General features: G+C 52.7%; 22 protein-coding genes. 4 read left to right on the top strand and 18 right to left on the bottom strand.

Translation table 11 applies throughout. The annotated features are described in order from the left end of the window. Window positions 1-335 precede the first annotated feature (335 nt). Window positions 336-1037 carry a TPR end-of-group domain-containing protein gene (locus tag QLH52_RS23095; protein WP_205451005.1) on the bottom strand — a complete coding sequence of 234 codons (702 nt, stop codon included), beginning with the start codon at window positions 1035-1037 and terminating at the stop codon, window positions 336-338. An 83-nt stretch (window positions 1038-1120) separates the two neighbouring features. On the opposite strand from QLH52_RS23095, the gene QLH52_RS23090 reads away from it, so the two are divergent. After that, complete coding sequence (locus tag QLH52_RS23090; protein WP_319963111.1) at window positions 1121-1447, top strand: DUF2288 domain-containing protein; 327 nt, start codon at window positions 1121-1123, stop codon at window positions 1445-1447. On the opposite strand, the gene QLH52_RS23085 is transcribed toward QLH52_RS23090, so the two are convergent. Next, a complete protein-coding gene (locus tag QLH52_RS23085; RefSeq protein ID WP_319963110.1) occupies window positions 1389-2048 on the bottom strand; it encodes an HvfX family Cu-binding RiPP maturation protein in 660 nt (219 codons plus the stop codon). The genes QLH52_RS23090 and QLH52_RS23085 overlap by 59 nt on opposite strands. A 42-nt stretch (window positions 2049-2090) precedes the next feature. Here QLH52_RS23085 and QLH52_RS23080 point away from each other — a divergent pair, with 42 nt between their 5' ends. Then, window positions 2091-2435: a cupin domain-containing protein gene (locus QLH52_RS23080; RefSeq protein ID WP_319963109.1), complete on the top strand. Its 345-nt coding sequence runs from the start codon at window positions 2091-2093 to the stop codon at window positions 2433-2435. 60 nt (window positions 2436-2495) lie between these two features. Here the strand turns inward: QLH52_RS23080 and QLH52_RS23075 are convergent, their stop codons facing one another. Further along, window positions 2496-3782 carry a DEAD/DEAH box helicase gene (locus tag QLH52_RS23075; protein WP_319963108.1) on the bottom strand — a complete coding sequence of 429 codons (1287 nt, stop codon included), beginning with the start codon at window positions 3780-3782 and terminating at the stop codon, window positions 2496-2498. Between the two features lie 150 nt (window positions 3783-3932). Here QLH52_RS23075 and QLH52_RS23070 point away from each other — a divergent pair, with 150 nt between their 5' ends. Next, on the top strand, window positions 3933-4295 hold the full coding sequence (locus QLH52_RS23070; protein ID WP_033155569.1) for a PilZ domain-containing protein: 363 nt from the start codon (window positions 3933-3935) through the stop codon (window positions 4293-4295). Window positions 4296-4348: 53 nt separating this feature from the next. Here the strand turns inward: QLH52_RS23070 and rapA are convergent, their stop codons facing one another. Continuing rightward, entirely contained in the window at window positions 4349-7111 is a 2763-nt protein-coding gene (gene rapA, locus QLH52_RS23065; RefSeq protein ID WP_319963107.1) for an RNA polymerase-associated protein RapA, read from the bottom strand. Window positions 7112-7309: 198 nt separating this feature from the next. On the opposite strand from rapA, the gene QLH52_RS23060 reads away from it, so the two are divergent. Next, window positions 7310-7747: an NUDIX hydrolase gene (locus QLH52_RS23060; protein ID WP_319963106.1), complete on the top strand. Its 438-nt coding sequence runs from the start codon at window positions 7310-7312 to the stop codon at window positions 7745-7747. Between the two features lie 44 nt (window positions 7748-7791). Here QLH52_RS23060 and dapB read toward each other — a convergent pair whose 3' ends face one another. The 14 genes from dapB to QLH52_RS22990 form a co-directional block, all read right to left on the bottom strand. Next, the gene (gene dapB / locus QLH52_RS23055; protein WP_319963105.1) at window positions 7792-8598 is read right to left on the bottom strand and encodes a 4-hydroxy-tetrahydrodipicolinate reductase; all 807 of its coding nucleotides are present in this window, start codon (window positions 8596-8598) and stop codon (window positions 7792-7794) included. 3 nt (window positions 8599-8601) lie between these two features. Next, window positions 8602-9741, bottom strand: coding sequence for a molecular chaperone DnaJ (gene dnaJ, locus QLH52_RS23050; protein WP_033155573.1), 1140 nt, complete (start codon window positions 9739-9741; stop codon window positions 8602-8604). Between the two features lie 41 nt (window positions 9742-9782). Further along, window positions 9783-9965 carry a hypothetical protein gene (locus QLH52_RS23045; protein WP_205451009.1) on the bottom strand — a complete coding sequence of 61 codons (183 nt, stop codon included), beginning with the start codon at window positions 9963-9965 and terminating at the stop codon, window positions 9783-9785. A gap of 4 nt (window positions 9966-9969) precedes the next feature. Beyond that, entirely contained in the window at window positions 9970-10248 is a 279-nt protein-coding gene (locus QLH52_RS23040) for a DUF2442 domain-containing protein (RefSeq protein ID WP_319963104.1), read from the bottom strand. Beyond that, a complete protein-coding gene (locus tag QLH52_RS23035; protein ID WP_319963112.1) occupies window positions 10245-10622 on the bottom strand; it encodes a DUF4160 domain-containing protein in 378 nt (125 codons plus the stop codon). The genes QLH52_RS23040 and QLH52_RS23035 overlap by 4 nt, the downstream gene beginning before the upstream one ends. 467 nt (window positions 10623-11089) lie before the next feature. Continuing rightward, the gene (gene dnaK / locus QLH52_RS23030) at window positions 11090-13024 is read right to left on the bottom strand and encodes a molecular chaperone DnaK (RefSeq protein ID WP_319963103.1); all 1935 of its coding nucleotides are present in this window, start codon (window positions 13022-13024) and stop codon (window positions 11090-11092) included. 71 nt (window positions 13025-13095) lie between these two features. Then, window positions 13096-13734 carry a nucleotide exchange factor GrpE gene (gene grpE, locus QLH52_RS23025; protein ID WP_319963102.1) on the bottom strand — a complete coding sequence of 213 codons (639 nt, stop codon included), beginning with the start codon at window positions 13732-13734 and terminating at the stop codon, window positions 13096-13098. A gap of 50 nt (window positions 13735-13784) precedes the next feature. Continuing rightward, window positions 13785-14825, bottom strand: coding sequence for a heat-inducible transcriptional repressor HrcA (gene hrcA / locus QLH52_RS23020; protein ID WP_033155579.1), 1041 nt, complete (start codon window positions 14823-14825; stop codon window positions 13785-13787). 353 nt (window positions 14826-15178) lie between these two features. Beyond that, window positions 15179-15313 carry a hypothetical protein gene (locus tag QLH52_RS23015; RefSeq protein ID WP_275899126.1) on the bottom strand — a complete coding sequence of 45 codons (135 nt, stop codon included), beginning with the start codon at window positions 15311-15313 and terminating at the stop codon, window positions 15179-15181. Between the two features lie 65 nt (window positions 15314-15378). Beyond that, window positions 15379-15681, bottom strand: coding sequence for a glycine zipper 2TM domain-containing protein (locus QLH52_RS23010; protein ID WP_319963101.1), 303 nt, complete (start codon window positions 15679-15681; stop codon window positions 15379-15381). Between the two features lie 262 nt (window positions 15682-15943). Then, window positions 15944-18403 (bottom strand): TonB-dependent receptor, encoded by a 2460-nt coding sequence (locus tag QLH52_RS23005; protein WP_319963100.1) that lies wholly within the window; start codon window positions 18401-18403, stop codon window positions 15944-15946. 262 nt (window positions 18404-18665) lie between these two features. Beyond that, window positions 18666-22619, bottom strand: coding sequence for a cobaltochelatase subunit CobN (locus QLH52_RS23000; RefSeq protein WP_319963099.1), 3954 nt, complete (start codon window positions 22617-22619; stop codon window positions 18666-18668). After that, window positions 22606-22941 (bottom strand): DUF2149 domain-containing protein, encoded by a 336-nt coding sequence (locus QLH52_RS22995; RefSeq protein ID WP_319963098.1) that lies wholly within the window; start codon window positions 22939-22941, stop codon window positions 22606-22608. The genes QLH52_RS23000 and QLH52_RS22995 overlap by 14 nt, the downstream gene beginning before the upstream one ends. Next, complete coding sequence (locus QLH52_RS22990; RefSeq protein ID WP_319963097.1) at window positions 22919-23527, bottom strand: MotA/TolQ/ExbB proton channel family protein; 609 nt, start codon at window positions 23525-23527, stop codon at window positions 22919-22921. Before QLH52_RS22990 ends, QLH52_RS22995 begins: the two co-directional genes overlap by 23 nt. Between the last annotated feature and the right edge of the window lie 14 nt (window positions 23528-23541).

Here is a 23541-nt window from a genome sequence, read left to right as displayed (position 1 = left end):
CGGTTGACGGGAATGAATCGACTCATCACAGGCTCCGTATATCTGATCTTTTGACCCTCCTTATTTTACCAAACCGATGTCGCGGTTAGATCTACTGCGCTAAAGTCCGACAGGCTCCTAGCAAAGTTCATCTTGCCGGCACAACAAACGACCGGGATGGAAAAACCCGATTAATGCCAACGTGCATCAAATAGCTTGCTTTCATCCCCTATCCGCGGACAAAAACGGATTGGCTATATGGAAAACCGCGCAGATGGTCAATCTGGCTCATTCAGACCTAAAACCCCGCTAAGCCTTGGCCCGCAAGGGTATTCAAGTTTGAATGGCCTAATAACTTATGAGTAGTAATCAAAATCCTCTTTTTTCTCTATCTTGAAGCCCGGCTCGACATTGATTTCAATATCCTTGAGTTTGGTTTTTTCCGGGGCCGGCGTAGCGCGTACCTCCTCCATAAACGCCTTGAACCAAGGGGCATTAATCACGCCGGCCATATCGTCGTCTTGCAATATATTTTGTTCGTCGGGCAAACTACCAAATTCCCTGGCGGTTTGCAGTGCGGCCAAGCAGGCGTCGTTATCGCCGCGCAACGCATAAACGCAGGCCAGATTGTAAGCCGCGCTGCCTTTTTGAATGGCGCAGGCCTTCTCGAAAAAATCTTCCGCCAAATCGTAAAGGTCGGGCTTCGCCGCCTCGGCACTGATGCGGGCCAATTCCATAAATGCTACGCCGCCGTCTATCGCCGCCCCCAAATAGTTAGGCGAAATCAATAAGCAAAAAGAAAACTTGGAAATGGCATCTTCGTAAATTTCAATAGCGGCTTTCGGTTCTTGAGTCCGGGCTTCGTGTAACAGCCCAAATCCCCAGTGATACAGCGCTTCGGAGACGATCAAATGGTCGGCAATGACATTAGCAAAGCCTTGATACGCACCCTTGTATAGTTGCTCGGCTTTGCTGCCTTCGCTTTTACGGGCCTGGGCAACTTGCTTGATCGCCGCGTCCAGGGTGGAACGCTTTTTAAATGAACTCAATAGCGACATTGATGAATCCTCACTTCTGTTTTATAAACCGGGTTACGATAAAATAGCTGGGCATACTACAACATCCCAACCGGAAAATGTTAATGAACGACTCTCTCCCCGATCTGGAAAAAGCCAAGGTGAATTTGGAAACCTCGTCCATTCCCTGGGCCGAGTTGCAACGATTTTTCGCGGCCGGTCTGGCAATCTCGGTTGCAAAGGATCTGGATCTGGTAGAAGTGGCTTATCAGTTCTCGCGCGACAACAAGGCGCAAGTTGAGCAATGGCTGGAAGCCGGCCTAATCGGTCATGTTTCGGATCGACAGGCCGGCGAATGGATCAGTGCCAACAGTTCGGTGTGGGCTGTAGTGGTCAGGCCCTGGCTGTTAGTTCAGGCAAATACTTGCGCGCCAGCCAATAATCCACACTGACAAACCGGCCGCCGCCCAGGAAAAACAAAGCCAACAACATGACGAAATAGGTGGCGGCAAACTCTATCCCGTTATTCAGTATCACCAAGGCGCCGTTCTCGGTCAGCCATTGATAGTCGCCCTGCACTTGTAAAATTTCCTTGGCCCGCTCCAGTCGCTCTATCGCGCCTATCGTGCGATCGGTGGCAAAAATGCCGCTACCGGCCGCAATGGCCAACCAGCCGTTTTGGAGATGCGCGCTGACCGCTGCGACCACCATGATGATCATCAATGGCAAAGTGATAGGCCGGGTGGCAAAACCTAACAGTAAAAACAAGGCGCCGACGATTTCAAATAGCGCGACCAGAAACACCAACACATATGGCGCCGGCAAACCCAAGCCCCATTCAGCATTACCAAACCACTCGGCCGTGTCGGAAAAATTGGCAAATTTTTTGGTACCCGCCATCCAAAATACCGGTGCCAAATACAGCCGCAGCAACAGCGGCGCCAAAAAATCCACGCATTTAGCAGTATCGCAACTGCGTTGCGACAGTTGCATAATCCCCGGTAGTTTATCGATAACCACCGCCATTAACGCAGTAAAAGACGTATTATTCATTTTAATTCCCCTCCCCCAATTTTTTATTATGTACCCGCTTTTATGAATATCAGCAGTTCTTGCATTTTTACAGACATTCCAGCTCAGTTGCCAATAGAATTATGCCAAACCTTGTTTAGCAAGCCTACTATTCGCATCGAGCGCATCGTTTCCAAGGGTCATTGCAGCCCCGAAAACGAGTGGTACGATCAAAATCAGGACGAATGGGTAATATTGTTACAAGGCGAAGCCAGACTGACATTTGCTCAATCCGCACCTGTCGATCTAAAGCCCGGCGACTATCTGCTGATTCCAGCGCATTGCCGGCATAGGGTGGATTGGACCCATCCGGACATTGAGTCGATATGGCTGGCAATCCATATTTTTGCGGAGCCGGTTGCGGAATAAACGGAGATTCGGCGAGAGACGACTGCCGTGCCCATGACCGGGCACGACACGTCAAACGGATTAGCGGGGCTTGGCCGTTTGCGCACGCGGTTTGCGCGAATTCGGCGCTCGTTTAGCCGACTCCCCCGGCCGGCCATTGTGCGGCCGTCTGGCCGCCGGCTTGTTCGGCTGAGCCGGTTTCGGCTGCGGCTTGCTATTGGTCACCGCCAAAGACACGCTCGGATAGCCGGTATCGTCGACTCGCGGAATCTGCCTTTTCAACAGTTTTTCGATGGCAGCCAACAAGTACGCCTCTTCCGGATCAACCAGCGAAATTGCCTGGCCTTCAGCGCCGGCGCGGCCGGTACGGCCGATACGATGCACATAATCTTCCGCTACTTGCGGCAAATCGAAGTTCACCACATGCGGTAATTGATCGATGTCCAGGCCGCGCGCGGCAATGTCGGTGGCAATCAACGCGGTAATGGAACCGCTTTTAAAATCTTCAAGCGCCCTCACCCTCGCCCCCTGGCTTTTATCACCGTGCAAGGCCGCGCAACGGATGCCATCCTTGATCAACTGCTTGGCCAAGCGATCCGCTCCGTGCTTGGTGCGGACGAACACCAACACCTGCTGCCAATGGCCGTTACCTATCAGGTAGGACAGCAATTCGCGTTTATATTCGCGCTGAATGCCGTAGACCAGTTGCGAGACGGTATCGGCGGCGGCATTGCGCTTTGCGACCGAGATTTCTACAGGGTCATTGAGGATTTGCTCTGCCAGCGCGCTAATTTCCGGGGCATAGGTCGCCGAGAACAGCAGGTTCTGGCGTTTATTGGGCAGCAAAGCGATGATTCGACGAATATCGCGGATAAAACCCATATCCAGCATTCGGTCCGCTTCATCGAGTACGAAATGCTCGACCTTCGACAAATCCAGATGTTGTTGCTGAATCAAATCCAGCAAACGGCCGGGCGTGGCAACGACAATATCGGTGCCGCGCTGGATCTTCTGAATCTGCGGGTTGATACTGACGCCGCCAAAAATCGCCTCGGCAAAAAAAGGTAAATGCTTGCCATAGGTTCTGACGCTTTCATAAACCTGCATCGCCAATTCGCGGGTCGGTGTCAAAATCAATACCCGAACCGGCCGCGGCTTTTGCGGAACCGGTTGTCCTTGCAACAACTGCAGCAAAGGCAAGGTAAATCCGGCGGTTTTACCTGTGCCGGTTTGCGCGCCGGCCAGCACATCGCGGCCTTGCAAAATGACCGGAATAGCCTGCGCCTGAATCGGTGTGGGAGTTTCATAGCCTTGTTCGGCAACCGCCTTAAGAAGCTGCTCGGACAAACCCAATTCTGAAAATAACATGCAAAAACCTTATTTTATGCCCGCAATTAACGGGTGTATGAATAGAAAAGATATGGCATGATGGGCACGCCACAGTAGCAAAAACTGACTTTGCACCTACACTAAATCCTCAATAGCATTACCGCGATTCTTCAGCAGAGGCCACAACACATGAGTTTCGAAAAACGAATTCACCGTAGAGTAAAACCTAGAGGCCTGCAGGCCGGCATTATTTTCAATAGCAGAACACCCCGGGAAATTTCGCTGAATGCGGAAATTCTGGACATCAGCTATAGCGGCATCCGGGTTAAGCTTCAAGACCCCATCAGTCCCGATGTTGCCGGCAAAGTTAAAATCACCATGGTATTGCCTGAATCCGGAACGCCGTTCAGTGTACACGGCATTCTGAAACATCAACATGTCGATTCGGAATGCGGCTTACACTACGTAGACCACGTCGAAGGTTCTATCGACGATCTGATGTTTGAATGCGTGGAACTGGACGACACCACCGTGCTGATCAAAACCGCTTAATCGTCATCCCGGCACCAAACGGCACCTGCTCGCCGTAAATCGCTGTCGGCAAGTTAGCTGGTAATCACAAACCGCACCGCATCCAGCCGCAACTGAGTTTCCTGTATGCTTTCGTGCGAGAGCATGGTCATTTCCTTGAGTTGCTCTATTTCCTGCTCCTTGATGCCGGGATTGATCTTTTTCAGCCGCACAAGACGTTTGATTTCCCCGGTTAGCGTGGCTATCATCAGATTACTGCTTTCCGCTATCAACTTCTGCATTTGCGCACCCGCCAACTGCTCCGCGACTTTGATCATATCCTGAATATGCTGGCGTTGGCTGTTCAAAAACTGGCTGATTTGCGCCTTATCGAAGCTATCGCCAGTCTCGACCAAGCTGTCGTGGCTAACAACAGCCGTTAGATCCTTTTTATTTTGATCGACCAAAACGCGCAGCGGCGTGTGCGGTAAAAATCGGCCGATTTGCAATTCGGCGGGCGCGCTGCATTCCGCAACAAACAACAGTTCCAGCAGGAATTGGCCGGCTTTCAGTTGCGGGTGTTTGACCACGCTGACGGCGGCATTGCCGGTCTCGCTGGATAGCACCAAATCCATGGCCGACAACACCATAGGATGTTCGGCGGTGAGAAATTGCATGTCTTCCCTGGCTAGCGCGATGTCGCGATTGATGGTTACCGTCAAGCCGTCGTCCTGCAGCATCGGAAAATGGGCGATGCGCAAATTTTCACTGGGCCACAGAATATGGCAATCGCGCGAATGGTCTTCCACATCGACACCATAGCAATCGAACATCGCTTCCATAAACGGCCACAAACTACCGTCGCGTTCGCCGGCACTGATCTCTTCCACCAAACGCGCGGCTTCTTGCGGACGGCAAGAATTTAACTCCAACAACAAATCGCGGCCTTTATGCAATTCCTCTTCAACCTGGCTGTTCAGGGCCTTGGTGTTGGCGATCAAGGCTTCTACTGCCGCCGCATCGCGGCTGAGCAAGGCGCTGTCACGCGCATCGCCGAGCAACTTCAAGACTTGCGCGGCGCCCGAACAGTTATGCCGGAATGCATCCAATCCTTCGTCGTACCAACGGAACAGCACATGCTGCGCACTGTCGAGCAGATAAGGGATATGAATTTGAATCACATGCTTTTGGCCGATTCGATCCAGACGACCGATGCGCTGCTGCAGCAAATCCGGATTTTCCGGCAGATCGAACAAAAACAGATGGCGCACGAATTGAAAATTGCGCCCTTCACTGCCGATCTCGGAACAAATCAACACTTGCGCCCGGCTCTCTTCGTCGGCAAAAAATGCCGCTGCCCTATCCCGCTCGACGATACTCATGCCTTCATGAAACACCGCGGCGGTATGCCCGACGTGCTGCCGCAACAATTGCTCCAGCTGGATCGCGGTCTCCGCACGTTTGCAGATTAATAAGGCCTTTTCGTCGCCCAAGGCTTTCAACTGCGCAACCAGCCAATGCAGATAAGGACTGTTGGCTAAGTCCGCCGTGTCTTCACCTTGCAGCGGATAAGCATGGCGTTGCCGATCCGGAAAGCCCTGCACGGTTTGCCGAGAGTTTCTGAACAAAATCCGGCCGGTGCCATGATGATCGAGCAACAATTTGATCAACTCTTCCCGGGCATTGGCTTCGCTGTCGTTAACCTGTTGCAGCAGTTTGTCGACATTGTCCTGTTTTAATAAAACTTTCAATTGCTCCTGCTGTTCGGCATCCAGCGCTTCGCCGGAAATCAGCAAATTGGCAAGTCTGGCTACCGGCTCAAACTGGCTTTCTTCGCGCAGGAATTCTTCAAAACGGTAAAAACGATCCGGATCGAGCAAGCGCAAACGCGCAAAATGGCTTTCCTTACCCAATTGCTCGGGCGTAGCGGTCAACAGAATCAGGCCGGGGGACGCCAAGGCTAATTGCTCGACAAATAGATAATCGGCACTGGGTGCGTCTTCGCTCCATTCCAGATGATGCGCTTCGTCGACCACCACCAGATCCCAACCGGCATCCAAGGCTTGTTGCTGGCGATGCGGAGAATCGGCAAAGAAGCGCTGGCTGCACAGCACTAATTGTTCGCTGAGAAACGGGTTCTCGTCGGGACTGGCAAAGCAGCGGCTTTCGTCGAAAATGCTGAAGCGCAGATTGAAGCGGCGCAGCATCTCCACCAACCATTGATGCAACAGGCTTTCCGGTACCAAAATCAACACCCGCTTGCTTAAGCCGTTAATCAAGCGATGCTGGATGATTAAACCGGCTTCGATGGTTTTACCCAAACCCACTTCATCGGCCAGCATAATCCGAGGCAACGCGCGACTGGCGGCTTGATGGGCGATATACAGCTGATGCGGAATCAGCGAAGCCCGTGCGCCCTGCAAACCTTTGGTCGCGGCTTGTTGGTGCTGTTGCTGGCGTCGCCAGGTTTCATAGCGTAATAAAAACCAGGCTGTCGGATCGAATTGACCGGTGAACAAACGGTCTTGCGGTTTGTTAAATTGAATATGATGGTTAAGTTCCATCTCATCAATTTGTTGCAGCTGACCGTCTTCATCGACTCCGATGTAAGTCAACAAGCCATTGTGTTGTTGCACCTGTTGCACGCTAATTTTCGCGTAATCCGCCGATTCGATCACGTCGCCTTCGTTGAACTGCACCCGGGTCAACGGCGCGTTATCTCTGGCGTAAACCCGGCGGTCGCCAGTCGCTAAAAATAGCACGGTGACACGGTTAAACTCGGTGTCTATGACCATACCCAAACCGAGTTCCGATTCGGTATTACTAATCCAGCGTTGGCCGGGAATAAACTCATTCATGTTTTGATTCTTGGAAATTTGATTCGACTTTAAAAGCGCCGTGTAAAGCGGCTGGGATGATATGAAAAGCCGATTAATTCATGATTAATTGGTCGAGGAAAAAGCATCGAGAATTTCAGCAAGGCTTGAAAACATGGTTAAATTTAGCAGAACACGCCTATTTTCAATGCACTAAAACTCATCATTTTCAGGAATGCCATGGCAAAGCCCGTCACCCCCTTGTTAGCCGCCGATATTTTGATCGAACTGATCGACCACCCCCAGCGTCCTTTCGTGTTGATAGAGCGGAAATATCCGCCCTATGGCTGGGCAGTTCCCGGCGGGTTTGTCGATGTCGGCGAAACGATTGAGCACGCGGCCATCCGCGAAGCCAAGGAAGAAACCTGTCTGGATGTACAACTAACCGTACTGCTGGGCCTTTACTCCAATCCGCAACGCGACCCACGCAACCACACCGTCACCGCTGTCTACCTGGCGCAAGCGCATGGCACACCGATGGCGGCCGACGATGCTAAAAACTTTGGTTTATTCAACTTCGACAATCTGCCCAGCCTGCTGGCTTTCGATCACGCTCAGGTTATTGCGGATTACCGGCATTATAAACTGACAGGCGAGGTAACGCCTCTACGAATATAAGTCTTAGCTGATTCAGCGATGTGCAGACAAAATTTAAGACCTGATCAGCCTTTCAGACCCAACACATCCTGCATATCGAACAGGCCGCTTTGTTTGTCCGCCAACCAAGCCGCGGCTCTTACCGCGCCATTGGCGAAGGTCATACGGCTGGTGGCTTTATGGGTAATTTCCACTCGTTCACCTTCATCGGCAAACATCACGGTATGCTCACCGACTATATCGCCGGCCCGGATAGTGGAAAAGCCGATGGTTTTGCGGTCGCGAGCGCCGGTATCGCCTTCGCGGCCATAGATGGCACAGTCTTTCAAATCGCGCCCCAAGGCTGCAGCAACTACCTCGCCCATCCGCAACGCGGTACCGGATGGCGCATCGACCTTGTGGCGGTGATGTGCCTCAATTACTTCGATGTCGGTGTAATCACCCATCACCTTGGCGGTCATTTCCAGCAACTTTAAGGACAGATTGACGCCGACGCTGAAATTGGGTGCGATGACTATTGCCACATCCTGGGCAGCCTCAGCAATCGCGGCTTTTTGCGCCTCGCTATAGCCGGTCGTCCCTATCACTATTTTTTTGCCGGCCTGCCGACAGATTTCGACGTAATCCATCGACGCATCGGGCCGGGTGAAGTCGATCAATACGTCAAATTTATTAGTCAGAGCAGCCAAGTCGTCGCAGACTTTAATACCTGCCGCTGACACACCAGCCAGTTCGCCGGCATCCTTGCCCAGTGCCAAGCTATCGGGGCGGGATACCGCTACCGTCAACTCAGCATTTTCCGCCGCCAGCGCGGCTTTGAGCAAGCACAGACCCATGCGCCCGGAAGCGCCTACTACCGCGATCCGTACCATGTCTTATCCTGTTAATTTATCGAAGAAGTTTTTAACGCCATCCATCCAGCCATGCTCTTGCGGGCTGTGATGTTTGCCGCCGCCGGACAAGGATTCGCCCAACTTCTCGATCATGGCTTTTTGATCTTTGGTCAGATGTACCGGGGTTTCCAATTGCACCTTGCACAACAGATCGCCGACTGCACCGCCCCGGACCGGTTTCACACCTTTGCCGCGCAAACGGAACATGCGTCCGGTTTGGGTTTCCGGCGGGATTTTCAACATGACCTTGCCGTCCAGCGTAGGTACCTCCAGTTCGCCGCCCAAGCAGGCCATGGGGAAACTGATCGGCACTTCGCAATACAAATTGGCACCATCACGGGTAAAGATCGGATGATCCTTGACCTGCACTTGTACATATAAGTCCCCAGCCGGACCGCCGTTCGCACCGGCTTCGCCTTCGCCGGCCAAACGAATCCGATCGCCAGTATCCACGCCGGCCGGCACTTTGACGTTGAGGGTTTTGGTTTCCTGCACGCGGCCTTGACCGTAGCACTTCGGACAAGGATCTTTGATCTGCTTGCCCGTGCCGCGACAGGTGGGACAGGTTTGTTGCACAGAGAAGAAGCCTTGCTGCATCCTGACCTGGCCGTGCCCATGACAGGTATTACAGGTGACCGGGCTGCTACCTTTTTTGGCGCCGCTGCCGTTACACTCAACGCAAGCCACCAGAACCGGCACCTTGACGGTCGCTTCGGTGCCACCAACGGCTTCTTCCAGGGTTAATTCCAGGTTGTAGCGTAAATCAGCACCGCGTTGCACGCTGCTGCGTTGCTGCCGACCGCCACCGAAAATATCGCCGAACACATCACCGAAAATATCGCTAAAATTCTCCGCCCCGCTAAAGCCGCCACGACCGCCGCCCATAGACGAATCGACGCCGGCATGACCGAATTGATCGTAAGCCGCGCGTTTTTTTGGGTCGGATAAAATCTCGTATGCTTCCTTGACCAGCTTGAATTTCTTCTCCGCTTCTTCCGGATTATCCTTGTTTCTGTCGGGATGAAATTTCATCGCCATCTTGCGATAGCTCTTCTTAATCTCGGCTTCGCTGGCGTTGCGATCCAGTTCCAGCAGTTTGTAAAAATCTTCTTTTGCGGCCATTTAAATGTCTTGAGTCACTTGATTAATTTATCTATTTATTTTTACTTTCTATATTCGGCCTTTATTGGCTCGCTAAACTTTGGCGGCAATAATGCCTGTTGATCTCGCTGAAAACTCAACAACTCACTTGCTTTGAGCGACATTATTTCGGAAGGTATCAATTCAACGATGCCGGCATCGATCTCTTCTGCTCTGGTTTCCGCCAAGTCTAACCAATTATTCATAAATCTACGCTGCCGATTCAATATAAGTACCGTGTTCCAAACGATTCATATACAAATCGATCATCGGAAAACATAATTCATAATCGCCCCACACCAATTCCCCGTACTCGATACGATAATCGGAAAATTTCGCCGAATCGAGGTAAGCTCGAATATCAGGGTGCGGGGAACGCATCAAAAATCCCTTGAAGTCGATAATCTGCTCCTTGCCATCATCAAATTTTAAGCGCAAAAGATACGAATCGATCTGCTCGGCGCTACAAATATTAACAACTTGATTCATTTCAACCTCGTACAAATGCGTTCTGGTCGAATCGATTTATGCCAAACAAAATAATCGATCCATTTTTGCACAATGTCATTAACACGAGCCGTGACAATTTCGCGGAAATATTGCATCTCACGCTCGGATAACATTTCACGGCCGGAGACTGTAATATAACGAACACTATCAACTCGCCCATCTACCAGAATAATTTCGGCCTTCGCTTCCCGCCCCTGGCATTTGCCGTGAACATGAACGGGTTCGTGTTCATTGGCATAAAACATCACAATTAAACCGAAATATTCGTATAGTTTTGGCATTGCCGGTCTTGCCTGTATTTCTGCCGAATTCGGTTTATTCAATGTAGGATGGGCTGACGCCAGGAAGCCCATCGTTTGCAAAAGGTCCGCGGTGTGAGTACCCTACATGACTAATCTGACCTAAGAGGGCTTAATACGGCGCAATGCCCGTTGGTTATTGCGCCCTACCGGACTAGTCTGTCGACTCCAAAACATAACCTAACATTCCATCGGGTATATAAGGTCGTACGGCCTCGAAAACCAAGCGCTTTCCGTTGTGATAAATAGTGTATTTCCCAGGGGCTCTTACATTTGGCGAAATGACTCTCGCATCGTAATTATTCTGTTGCCAAGACTCCGGTCCACCCGGGCCAGTTATTGCAATCGGCGATTTCCTGGAAAAAATAAACTCACATTTTTCCAATCTTCCATTGATTTCAACTTCTGAATTCATTTCGTTAATATTCAGTTATATTGGTACACACATAAAGCGGAAGCTACTAAGCATTCCGCTTATGTTTACAACTTATGGCTTGACTGACAGCCATCCGCCCTACACCTTATTTCTTATCGTCCTTAACTTCTTCAAATTCCGCATCGACCACGTTGTGGTCATGCTCCGCGGCAGCTTCCGCCGCGCCTGCGGCATGACCGCCCTCAGCACCGCCTTCCGCACCTTTCTGTGCGTAAACGCGCTCCGCCAATTTGCCGGACAACTCGGTCAAGGCATGGGTTTTGGCTTCAATTGCATCTTTGTCGTCGGATTTGAGCACTGCTTGCAGGTCTTTGATCGCCGATTCGATGGCCGATTTTTCGTCGCCGGCTACTTGATCGCCCAGTTCTTTCAGCGACTTTTCGGTGGCGTGAATCATGCCTTCAGCGGAGTTACGCGCGGACACCAGTTCTTTCAGTTTGCGGTCTTCGTCCGCGTGCGCTTCGGCGTCCTTGATCATGCGTTCGACTTCGTCGTCCGACAAACCGCTGGAGGCTTTAATCACGATGGATTGTTTTTTGCCGGTAGCTTTGTCTTTCGCCGATACGTTCAAGATACCGTTGGCGTCGATGTCGAACGACACTTCGATTTGCGGAATACCGCGTGGTGCCGGCGGAATGTCCTGCAAGTCAAAACGACCCAAGGATTTATTACCGGCAGCCACTTCCCGTTCGCCTTGCAATACATGCACGGTCACCGCGGTTTGATTGTCGTCCGCAGTCGAGAAGGTTTGCGAAGCATTGGTCGGGATCGTGGTGTTTTTCTCGATCAATTTGGTCATCACGCCGCCAAGGGTTTCGATACCCAAAGACAGTGGTGTTACGTCCAACAACAATACGTCTTTAACATCGCCGCCCAATACGCCGGCTTGAATCGCCGCACCCAAGGCTACCGCTTCATCAGGGTTAACGTCTTTACGCGGCTCTTTACCGAACAGTTCTTTGACGAAGGCTTGCACTTTCGGCATGCGGGTTTGACCGCCCACCAGAATTACGTCGTTGATTTTAGAAGTCGAAATACCGGCGTCCTTAATCGCTTGCAAGCAAGGGCCTTTGGTTCTTTCGATCAACTCGTCAACCAGCGACTCCAGTTTGGCGCGGGTCAGTTTCACGTTCAAATGTTTCGGACCGGATGCGTCGGCGGTGATGTACGGCAGATTGATGTCGGTTTGCTCAGCTGAGGACAATTCAATTTTGGCTTTTTCTGCCGCTTCTTTCAGACGTTGCAACGCCAATGGATCGTTGTGCAGATCGATGCCACTGTCGCGTTTAAATTCGCCGGCCAGGAAGTCGATGATGCGCAAATCAAAGTCTTCACCGCCCAAGAAGGTATCACCGTTGGTGGCCAATACTTCGAACTGGTGCTCGCCTTCGATTTCAGCAATTTCGATGATGGAAATATCGAAGGTACCGCCGCCCAAGTCATAGACCGCGATGGTGGTGTCACCTTTGGGTTTGTCCATACCAAACGCCAGCGCAGCCGCAGTCGGCTCGTTGATGATGCGTTTGACATCCAGACCGGCGATGCGGCCGGCGTCTTTGGTCGCTTGACGTTGTGAATCGTTAAAGTAAGCCGGTACGGTGATAACCGCTTCGGTGACTTCTTCGCCCAAGAAGGCTTCTGCGTCTTTTTTCAGCTTCATCAACACCCGCGATGACACTTCGGGCGGCGCCATTTTTTTACCGTGGCATTCCACCCAAGCGTCGCCGTTGTTGGCTTCCATAATTTTGTAAGGCACCATTTTGATGTCTTTTTGTACCGCGTCTTCTTTAAAGCGGCGGCCGATCAAGCGTTTGATCGCGAACAAAGTATTCTCAGGGTTGGTAACCGCCTGACGTTTGGCGGACTGGCCGACCAATACTTCGTTGTCGCCGGTGAAGGCGATGATGGAAGGCGTGGTGCGCGCGCCTTCGCTGTTTTCGATAACCCGCGCGGTGCCGTTTTCCAGGACTGCGACGCAGGAGTTGGTGGTTCCTAAATCGATGCCGATCATTTTGCCCATTGATATTCTCCAGACTTGAATTGGTAATAAATTAAAAAGTTGTTAGCGATATGCGGTTGATCGTCTTAATTTCAAGCCTGCTCATCGATTTTTGCGCTATCGGCAGGTTTGTCCTCGGCTTTCGCCACCACCACCATGGCAGGGCGCAATAAACGGCCGTTCAACACATAGCCTTTTTGGAAGACGTTTAATACGGTATTGGGTTGGGCGGTGGCACTTGGCTGCATGACCATCGCCTGGTGCAATTCCGGATTGAATGCTTGACCGATGGGGTCGACGGTTTCGATATTAAATTTGGCAAATACCGACTCGAATTGCTTGATGGTCAATTCACTGCCTTCGCGTAGTTTCACTATCTCCGGGCTATCGCCGGTTGCCGCTTGCAGGCCTAATTCCAAACTATCCAGAACACTCAGCAGTTCTTTCGCAAATTTGGCCAGACCGTATTTGCGTTCGTCGTCCAAGTCTTTTTGCACGCGCTTTTTTAAATTTTCCATCTCGGCCATCGTGCGGATGGCTTTATCCAGATTCGCAGCAGCTTGTTGCTGGGCCTGCTCCAATTGTTCCTGCAAGGCTTCCACAGTGACTGGGGCGGCACCAGAGGCTTCGGTTGACTGTTCGTCGGCGTCGATTGGCTTGGTCTGTTCCAAAACTTCGGCGATCAAATCGCTATCCGATTGGGGTTCGTGGCTCGATTGCTGATGACTCATTACTTACTCCATGGTTCTAAATTTTTTAGTTGGCCTAACGATAGGGCCATTTATTTGGGATTCAAGGCCGCGCCCAATAATTTTGCCGTCACATCCACGAACGGAATCACTTTTTCATACGCCATTCGGGTGGGGCCGATCACGCCCAACACCCCCACCACTTCGTCATTCACCGAATAAGGCGCCGTCACCAGGCTGCAATGATCGAATGCGCTATAGCCGGACTCTTCACCGATAAAAATCTGCACGCCTTCGGCCTGTAGACACTGATCCAATAAATGAATGACGCCGCGCTTTTGGCTAAAAGCTTCGAACAACTGTTTGAGTCGTTCCATATCCGACAACTCGGAAAAGCCCATTAGATTGGTTTCGCCGCTCAACACATAGTCGTCGTTGGGTTGTTCGCTGAAGGTGAGCTGCGCCATGTTCACCGCGTCCATCATGCCTTGATTGACCTGCCGCTGATCGAGCTCCATCTCCCGCACCACCAAATCGCGAATTTTCGCCAAGCTGCGGCCGGAATAAACCGAATTCAAATAGTTGGCTGCCTGTTGTAATTCCGCAGGACTGAATTGCTTGTGGGTATGAATGATTTTATTGTGCACTTCCTGGTCGTCGGTGACGAAAATCACCAACACCCGGGTATTGGACATAGGCAGAAATTCGATGTGCCGCAAGGTGACGCTTTCTCTGCGCGGCAAAGTCACCACGCCGGCCATCCGCGTTACGTCGGACAATAATTTGGAAGCCTTATTCAACACGTCACTGGCTTTATCCGCCTCCCCTTTCAGGCCATGTTGCAGTTGATCCAATTCGCTGGATGCCAGCGGCTTGACGGTTAACAAACTGTCGACAAATAAACGATAGCCGCTCACGGTCGGGACTCTGCCGGCGGATGTGTGCGGGGAATGGATCAAACCCATCTCTTCCAGATCCGCCATCACATTGCGAATGCTGGCGGGGCTCAGCTTTAACTGCGGATCTTTAGATAACAAACGCGAACCAACAGGCTGGCCGTCCTGGATATAACGCTCAACCAAGGTTTTTAATAAATACAGCGATCTTTCGTTTAAATCTTGTCCGCCAGCCACGTCATCCCCCAAATTCCGTTAGCACTCGATATTGGTGAGTGCCAGACAGCAAAGCTATCAGTTGGGTCCGGCCTTGTCAACGGCTTGAACAGGTTATGAATAAACTAAGCGCAGCCAGCACAATCAAGGGCTGGGATTGAATATCCGAAGCCCCCGTGTCGTGGAGAACGGATCGATGGGCAGTTTGTTCCGGAATTACGATTTTTAGATGTATCTTCGATATTGCCCAACAACCGGCAATAAAAAACCCTGCAAGTCTGGGACTTGCAGGGTTCTAATTCGATCTAGCGTTTGCTTATCCGGACTGTATGGCAGGAACGCAAACGGCCAATAAACCGCAACCGCCAGTGGTCTCAAGCCCCCATTTGGGAGAAAGACAACACATAGTAGCTATAGTAGGCAACGACAAAAAACAACAATACATTCAAAAACTTTTCTACTCTACTGTACTGTTCTTGTTGATATTTTTTACCATTTTTTATTCTCATTTTGTCCTCCTGTCGCATGAGTCATCCAAAAATTCAAAACCGGTTAATTGATTGGCGGTAGCTGATTAACGGCTCATACTGTTGCCGATCCAGGCGCCGGCGGCGGCACCGATGCCGGCTCCCAACGGATCGCCTCTACTCATCTCGTAACCCGCCGCACTGCCTAACGCGCCACCTACCAAGCCCTGAGTGGAGCGTTGGTCGTATCGGTCGTAGCGCGGCGCGGGCGGCGGTGCCGGGACGTACTGCGTAACCCTCCCCGGTACATACACCCGCTCGACCTCGACGTACCGGTCATGGTGGTGATGTTTGTGATGACCTCGCCCATGCCCGTCAGCGATGGCTATTGGCGAAACCAACAAACTCATTACAACGACACTTGCCACTCTAAACATAAATCCCCTTGATCGAGAATAATTCATCTATGAGTTGATTCTAGAGAGCAATGTTTAAGTCTTGATTAGGAAAAGATTAAGAACAGATGAAGACAGCAAAGCCGGCGCTTACATTGCCAATTTTTGTGAACTGTGCACGCTAAGCGAGGACTATAAACTACCAATAGCCATTACTCCGGATACTCGCAAACCGAATATCCGGAGCAGATTGCGCCGGAGGCGACAGTCACGCACATTAAAAGCTGTAAGACACTTCCCCGTAAACGGTGCGGCCGGCTTGTTGGTAAAAAGAGGAATATTCCCGATCCAACAGATTATTCACCGAAAACGACAGATCGATATTTTTCGTCGCTTGATAAGCAATACGGGTATCGACCAGAAAATAAGGGTCGTAACTCCCTGGGACGCCGGCCCTTTGATCCAGATTTTGGTCGTTCGTATACTGCTGGCTGACATAGCGCCCAATAATGCCACCGCTCCAATGCTCATATTTGACATCCAAGCCGCCACTGAACATGGTCTCCGGCAACAACACCATCTGTTTGCCAACCGACAGCGGATTCGCCTCGTTCTTGGTAATTATCGAGTCGTTTAAGGTGTAGGTTCCCGTAAAATGCAGCCAGTCCCAATACAATTTCTGCCTTAATTTGGCCTCCACGCCTTCAACCTCCGCTTCACCCGCATTTTGCCGCTCCTGAAGCCGATTGGTTGCGCTTAATGTCGTATCTTTACGGTAAATCAAATCAGAAATGTAATGGTGAAAATACGAGGCGGCAATCGTTGTACCCTCAATCGGTGTTGCCTCTCCGCCTACTTCCCATGAATACATGGTTTCCGGTTTCAGATTCGGCCCGGCTTGCGTCAAGGTAAAAACACTGCCGCTAGCCGTTTGCGATGTCGAATACAAATCCGAGTTGGTGGGTGGACGGAATGCCCAACCGGTTGAAGCAAACAACTTGTAGCCATCCGCCGGCAACCAGGTCAAACTGAATTTGGGATTAAATTGCGACACGGAACGTTCGCTGTATGTTTGCGTCAGGTTAGTGGTGGTACCCGTGGAAGTGACAGTAGCCTTTTGTACGATGGAACCGGAAGTTGACCAGTCGTCATAACGAACGCCAAGATGAGCAATCAAGTTTTTACGCAACCAAATTTCGTCCTGAATAAAGGCGGAGTAAATACTCGACTCGCCCTTGCCATCGTAAACAGTATTCGTCACTGAGGACCAATCTTGCCAATTACTCAAGGCCAAACGTTTTTGGCCTTCCAAATTGTTGTGGTTTGCGCCAAAACCGACCGTGACAAAGTTACGTTGATCCCACAAAAACGGGAAGCGCAATGCCACATTACCGTCGATCCGTTGGCTAGGCGTGACGGTTAACTGGCCTCTGCCACCGCTTAAGGTATCGTCGAACGCCGCACTGTTTGGGCTAGGCGAATAAGTCTCGTGATCCATGTATTGAAAATCGACATTCAATTTCACGTCATGCCCAAAATCATGTTTCAGGTGCGCAAAATATCGCCGCGTATCTTCCACGGAAGGCAGGAAATGTAATAACTGCTGTTCGTAGACGGAAAGACGTTGGCCATTCAAATTCAAGTTGTTGCTTTGCGCCAGGCCGGCCACGCTGGCGACTGAATTGACAGTGGGGTTTCCGTTAGCGATTGCAATTGGCGAGCCTCCGGCAGTGGTCAAATAACTGTTAAACGTCCCTGCGCTGGTTTCGCTGCGGCTCCAGCTCATCCCGCCATCAATCTCGGTGCTATCAGTCAAATCGTAATAGAGATGCAAGGAAGCGGTGTTCTGCTCCCAAGGGCGTTCCCCTTTGTCGCCTATGATGTAGGTCGAGCCACCTTGGGTGGTTGCGGTCGGAATGGCACCGAATACCGGTGTCGAGGCGTTTCTTAACGCGGTAGCCGTGTTCGCTCTTATCGTGGCGTTCGGTATCGCGGTGGCTGATGGCGTAAAGCTCGTCGGCGAAGCCGTCACATAATCCGACACCGCCCAGTTATCACTATCCATATGGTTAAACGTCACCGAAATACCTAAACCGTTTTCAAAACGATCCCGGTAACGGCCCTTGATGCCCCATTGATCAACAGCCGCGCCACCGGCGCCAAATGACAAGCGCCCTTCGCGTTTAGTGGGTACTTTGGAGATCACATTCAGTACGCCGCCCATTGCGCCGCTACCGTACAGCGCTGAAAAGGGTCCAGGGACATATTCCACTTGCTGAGCGTCGTCCATATTCAGGATATTCCAATCAACCAGCCCTGAATTGGCATTGTTTACCGGCAGCCCATCCACTAAAAATAAAGATCGATTCGTACCGCTAATGCCATGGAATGCAGACGAGCTAACACTGGAGCCTGGGAAGCTGGTGCCATAAGCACTACCACGCAAATACACCCCCGGCACATCCTTCAAGGCGTCACCGATACGTTGGGTCAGGCGGTTTTCGGTATTTTCGGTGGTGATGACACTGACATTGGCCGGCGCCATTGATGCACTGATTTCCGAGCGCGTGGCGGTCACCACCATCGTGCCCAGCGACTCATCGTTGCTGGCCGGATTGTCGGTCTTAGCGGTTTCGGCTGGCCCCACGGCGCTTTGATCGCTATCTTCTGCCAGGATTTGATTGCTGTAAGCCAAATTGGCCAGGGCCAACAGCGTTATTACGTGTAAACGAGACAAAGTCGATTCCTCCGGTAATGCACCTTTAAAAAACGGCGCTTCATGGTCATGTTAGATTTATTTTTAATTCTTCTTACATCAAGAGCAGGCCCCTACTTGACTTTCCCCCTGAGGCGCCACGCTGTTATTCATATCGGGACTAAGTTAGCCCCCTAAATTACGTGCAGCTATCATCCCTACTAAAGCGGGAATGATGGCTGCCGAATTTCCAGGGTTACCGCCCTCGCGGTAACAAGGAGGCCAGGGTTTTTCCAGCCAAGCGCTAGGCTTTGTCTTTCCGCTGTTCCCAACTGCCGCGCAGATAACCGGCAACAAAGATCAGCAAGATCGCGAAACTCAACCACCAGCTTTGCGCCGAACTCAAGGTTTGTTGCTGTTCAGTGCTCTCGCTGGCGGCTTTTTTCTCTTCCATTTCATAGCCTTCCAAAGGCTTGGCGGCATTCGGTGCTGCTTGCGCTTGGGCCTGCGGTTGCTGAGCAGGTGGTGGCTGTTGAGATTGAGTTGGCTGCGCTGGCGGTTCAGCCGCTGCAGGTGCCGGTGGCTGGGCTTGCGCCCCCGGCGCGGCAGCCTTAGCGGCTTTGGCAGCATCCTGTTGCTCCGCGAGCTTGGTGATTTCCGGGCTGCTGCAAGTGTCCTTGTTGCAAGCCACGCCGGCTTTGGCAATCACTTCCTTGTTAACTTGTTCCAGCTTGGCTTTCACCGCCGGATCGGCTTTCCAATAGCCTTTGTTCACCGCCACCAGCATCCTATCCACCATGGCTTGATAAGCCAGCAGATTGTCGGCCTGCTCGAACTTTTTCTGGATGTCGAGCTGGTATTTGTCTTCGACGTAGGTCTCGTACATGGCTTGCCACTTCTCGGCGCCGACCGCCTCCGGCACCGTCACCTGCCAGCCCCAAAGATTTTCGGCGACCATATTGATGAAGCGTGCACCAGAGTAACCTTCCTTCAACATGGATTCGATCCATTTCGGGTTCAGGTAGCGGGCTTGCATTTCCCGGCCTTGATAACGCTCCAAGGTTTCGGTTTTAGCGGCAGTGGGATCGGACAAATCGGCGACCAGCACTTCCGGCGTCTTGCCGTTGACTTGCCGCGCCGCCATCGCGGTACCACCCAGATATTGGAAAAAGTCGTCCCCGTCCAGCGAGGCGTAAATGTTGCTGGAGCGGCTATGAATCACCGCGTCGGTGTCTTTCAAAGACAATTTGAACAAATCCACCGCCAGTGTCGCGTCTTTGCTGGCTGCTTCACCCCAATGGCCGCGACCATAGACATGGTGCATGCGATTGAAGAACACATCGGCCAGTTGCTTCTCGTCGGTCCAGGTGTTGGACAGCGGAATCGCCCGGTCCAGATTGGTGCCGTAAGCGCCGGACGGTACGCTGAACAAGCGGGCCGAGGCCATGTCCAACGCTTCCTCGGGCTTCAAGCCGCGCTTGACCAATTCGGCCTGGGTTTCCTGGATATGCCGACGCAACGGATTATCCGGTTCATCTTGTTCCTGGGCCTTGGTTTCGGCCTGGTCCAGCAATTTGATAACCGAAGCGAACAGGTCGCGGTACAAGCCGGACGGAATGATGGTGACATCGACCCGCGGCCGACCCAATTGTTCGCGGGCAATTACGTCCACACCCTGGGTGCGGCCGCGCTCGTCCCAATGCGGTTTGACGCCGAGCAGATGCATGATCTCGGCTTCCATCACGCCCTCGTGGCGCGAACTTTCCACGCCCCACAAATTGAACACCAGACGTTCCGGATAATGGCCGTGCTGCTTTTTGAAATCGGCGACCACTTGCTCGGCCAGGCGCGCGCCTTCGTTGTACACCGCTTCGCTGGGAATCCGCGACGGATCGAAACCGTACAAATCCTTACCGGTCGGCAAGGCGTCCGGGTTGCGTAACGGATCGCCGCCGCTGCCGGCCGGGATGTAGCGGCCGGCCAACGCATCCATCAGCGCGTTCATTTCGGCGTTGGCGCTGTCGGCCAGCAATTTGGCCGTAGCCTGGACTTTTTGTTTCAACGCCTCGCCTTTCAGCTTGGGATCGCGGGCGACGATGGCTTCGGCGAAACGCTGTCTGGCCGCGTCGTCCGGCGCCTTACCAAAGGTATGCAAACCCATCGGCACCTTTTTCTCGCGAATTTCCTTTAAATAATGTTCCAGTTCCTCCAGTTGTTCCTCGTCTTCGGCCCGTTCCATTTTCAGGTCTTTCAACAGTCCAGCCTTGCCGGCGATCTGGTTGATCTCGTCCAGACGAATCTTCGCCAGTTGCTCGCTTTTTTGGGCGGCGACGTTGTAGTCGTCCAGCAAACCGGCCAGTTTGGCCAGTTCCGGGTTCAAATCGGCCTTGTCCAGCGGCGGCGTCATGTGCGAAATGATGGTCGCCATAGCCCGGCGCTTGGCCTGCAAGGCTTCGCCGACGTCGTCCATGATGTAGGGATAAATCTGCGGCACGTCGGCCATCAAAATTTCGCCGGGATCGGCGGCGGTGAAACCGACTTCCTTGCCGGACAGCCATTCGTGGGTGGCATGGGTACCCAGATGGATCATCGCGTCGGCGCGGTAGCCTTTTTGCAGCCACAAGTAAAACGCCACATATTGATGGTGCGGCGGCATGGTCACGTCGTGATAGAGCTTTTTGACGTCCTGCTCCCAGCCGCGCGAGGGTTGCGGCGCCAGCAATAAATTGCCGTATTGCAGCGCTGGCAGGATCAAAAAGCGCTTGCCCTTGGCGTCAGTCCAGGCGCCGATTTTGCTGTCTTCCGGTTTGCCCCAAGACTTGAGCATGGCGGCTTTAAAGGTTTCGGGTAACCCGGCGAACCATTTTTGGTAATCTTCGATCGGCAACAACACCGCGCGGCCGCTGGCGGCGGCTTCGGCAATCGCGCCCGGTTCCCAGTTGCCCAGGTTGATACCGTGATTTTTCACGGCGGCTTTCAAGGCATCGCCATCTTTGGGCGCGTCGCCCAAGCGATAGCCTTCCTGACGCATCCGTTCCATGATCAGCAGCAGCGATTCCGGCAGCACGTTCAAATACGAGGCGCCGATGTTTTCCTTACCGGGCGGGTAGTTGTAATACAGCAGCGCGACCTTTTTGTCGGCGTTGCCGGTACTACGCAATTTCACCCACTTGTCTAAACGGTCGGCGTAGCGGGCGATGCGTTCCGGAATCGGCGTTTCCCGCACGAAATCCTGACCGGTGGTTTTATCGTGCACGCTTTCCTTGCTGGCGACCACGGTCGGGGCAATTTCGCCGGCGAATTCCGGCAAGGCCACTTGCCAAGCGCGCTCCATTACGTCCAGACCGGTGGCCGAGTCGGTCCATTGCGCCTGGCTTTGGTTGTTCAAGGCAATGCCATTCAGTACCGGTACGCCCAAACGGGTTAGTGTCGGCACGGTTTTGTCCGGACTGGCGCCAATCTTCAAGGCCAATGCGGCAATGGCTTCGATGCGGGATTTGCCATTACCGTCGACCAGCATTTTTTCCAGGGTTTTGTCGTAGGGGTAGCCGAACACCGGCAGTACGTTGTAGCCTTTGGCTTCCAGTTGTTCGGCCAGGGTTTTGACCGTATCGGTCTGGCCGGACAGGGCCGAGGAACGGTAAAACAAAATCGCGATCCAGGGCCGGTCTGCTTTGTAGCCGGCGTACGCTTTTTGGTAGCTGTCGAAATCGGCGAACAATTGCTTGCTGCGCACATCGAAGGCGCCGATCTCCGGTTGGGCTTGCGGCGGCGCAATGTCGGCCTGGACGTTTTTGAATTTAGCCAAGGCCAACCGGATCATGTTGGCGGCATTGTCGGCGCCGCCGGCCGACATATAGGCTTGCAGCGCTTTGTCCAGTTGCAGGCCGTAGTCGGCGAAATCGGCGTCGTAACTCAAACCGACCGCATACAGCTTGCCGCCGTTGGCAGCGATCTGTTTGAACACTTCGCCGCCCTCCCGCAAAATGCCGCGGCCGGTGATTTGCGCCAACACCAGATTGGACTGTTGCAGTTCGGCCTGATCGGCTTGCGCCAGTTTGGAGCTGGAATAAACCCGCAACTTGACGTCTTGCAATAGCGGATCGTTTTGCAGTTTGGCAGTGGCGGCGACGGCGGTTTGCGAATCCAGATCGCCGAGGATCAGGCTCAGATTGAGCGGCGTTTCGGCAAAAGCAACGCTTGCGGCCAGCCAGAGCAATAGAGCCGGCAACCAAATCCAATACTTATTCCGGCACATAAACCACCTTGCCGTCGTTCAACCGGTATGCGGTGCCCAAACGCTCGCCGGAACCGCTGAGTTTGCGGTCGGTGACTTTGGAGACCTTGATTTGCGAGCCTTTCTTGCTGACGATTTCCATCGTGCCGTCGGCGTTCTGCTTGGTCATCGTCACGGTCGATTCCGGATTCATCAGGTCCAGCATGTTGTAGGCCATGAACAAGGCCACCATCATGCTGACGATGAACACCACGCTGGCATCGAACAGATTGGCGACGCCGGCAATCGGATCTTCCAGCGGCTCGCTGTTGCGATGCAAACTAGAGCGTCTCAGATAGCGCATGGCCGTCCTCCTCGATTGTCAAATCCGGCGCGTCCAGAGTCCGGCTGGCAGCCAGTTCGGCCTGATGACGCATCGCGGCAAAGTCAGCGCGCAGCCATTGCTCGCGTACCAGTGCCACCAGATAAGTAATCACGCCGCAGCCCAAACCGGTGACGGTAGCGGTAAACGCGGTGACCATGCTGCTGGCCATGCTGGGGATATTGCCTTGGGCCAAGGCCGCCAGCGAAATGCCCATCGGAATCAAGGTGCCCATCAAACCCAGCGCCGGGCCGAGTTTGATCACGAAACGGATTTGGTCGAGCTTGACCAGTTGCCGATGTTCATGGGTTTGCAGCAGCAACTCCAGTTCTACGTCCAGCGGCGCGGCGTTAGCGCGTTGCTGGCGACCCAGCGTGACGGCCAGATCGAGATTGAACAGGCGCACGGTGCGTGAACCGGCTTTGCGCCGCTCCAACCATTCCTGGGCCAGCCGGCCGCAGGTATAGACCGAATAAGCGGCCAACAACGTGACAATCAGCAATACCGGCAGGTAAAGCGATGATGAGATCATGTATAGAATTTGTTCTAGCGCGTGGGTAAGTGCCACTGTTCCTCTCCTAG

Origin of the sequence: Methylomonas defluvii, from assembly GCF_033949435.1 — a bacterium.
GTDB classification, from domain to species: Bacteria; Pseudomonadota; Gammaproteobacteria; order Methylococcales; family Methylomonadaceae; genus Methylomonas; species Methylomonas defluvii.
Note: the sequence above shows the minus strand (reverse complement) of the source record. Positions and strands in the feature narration are given on the sequence as shown.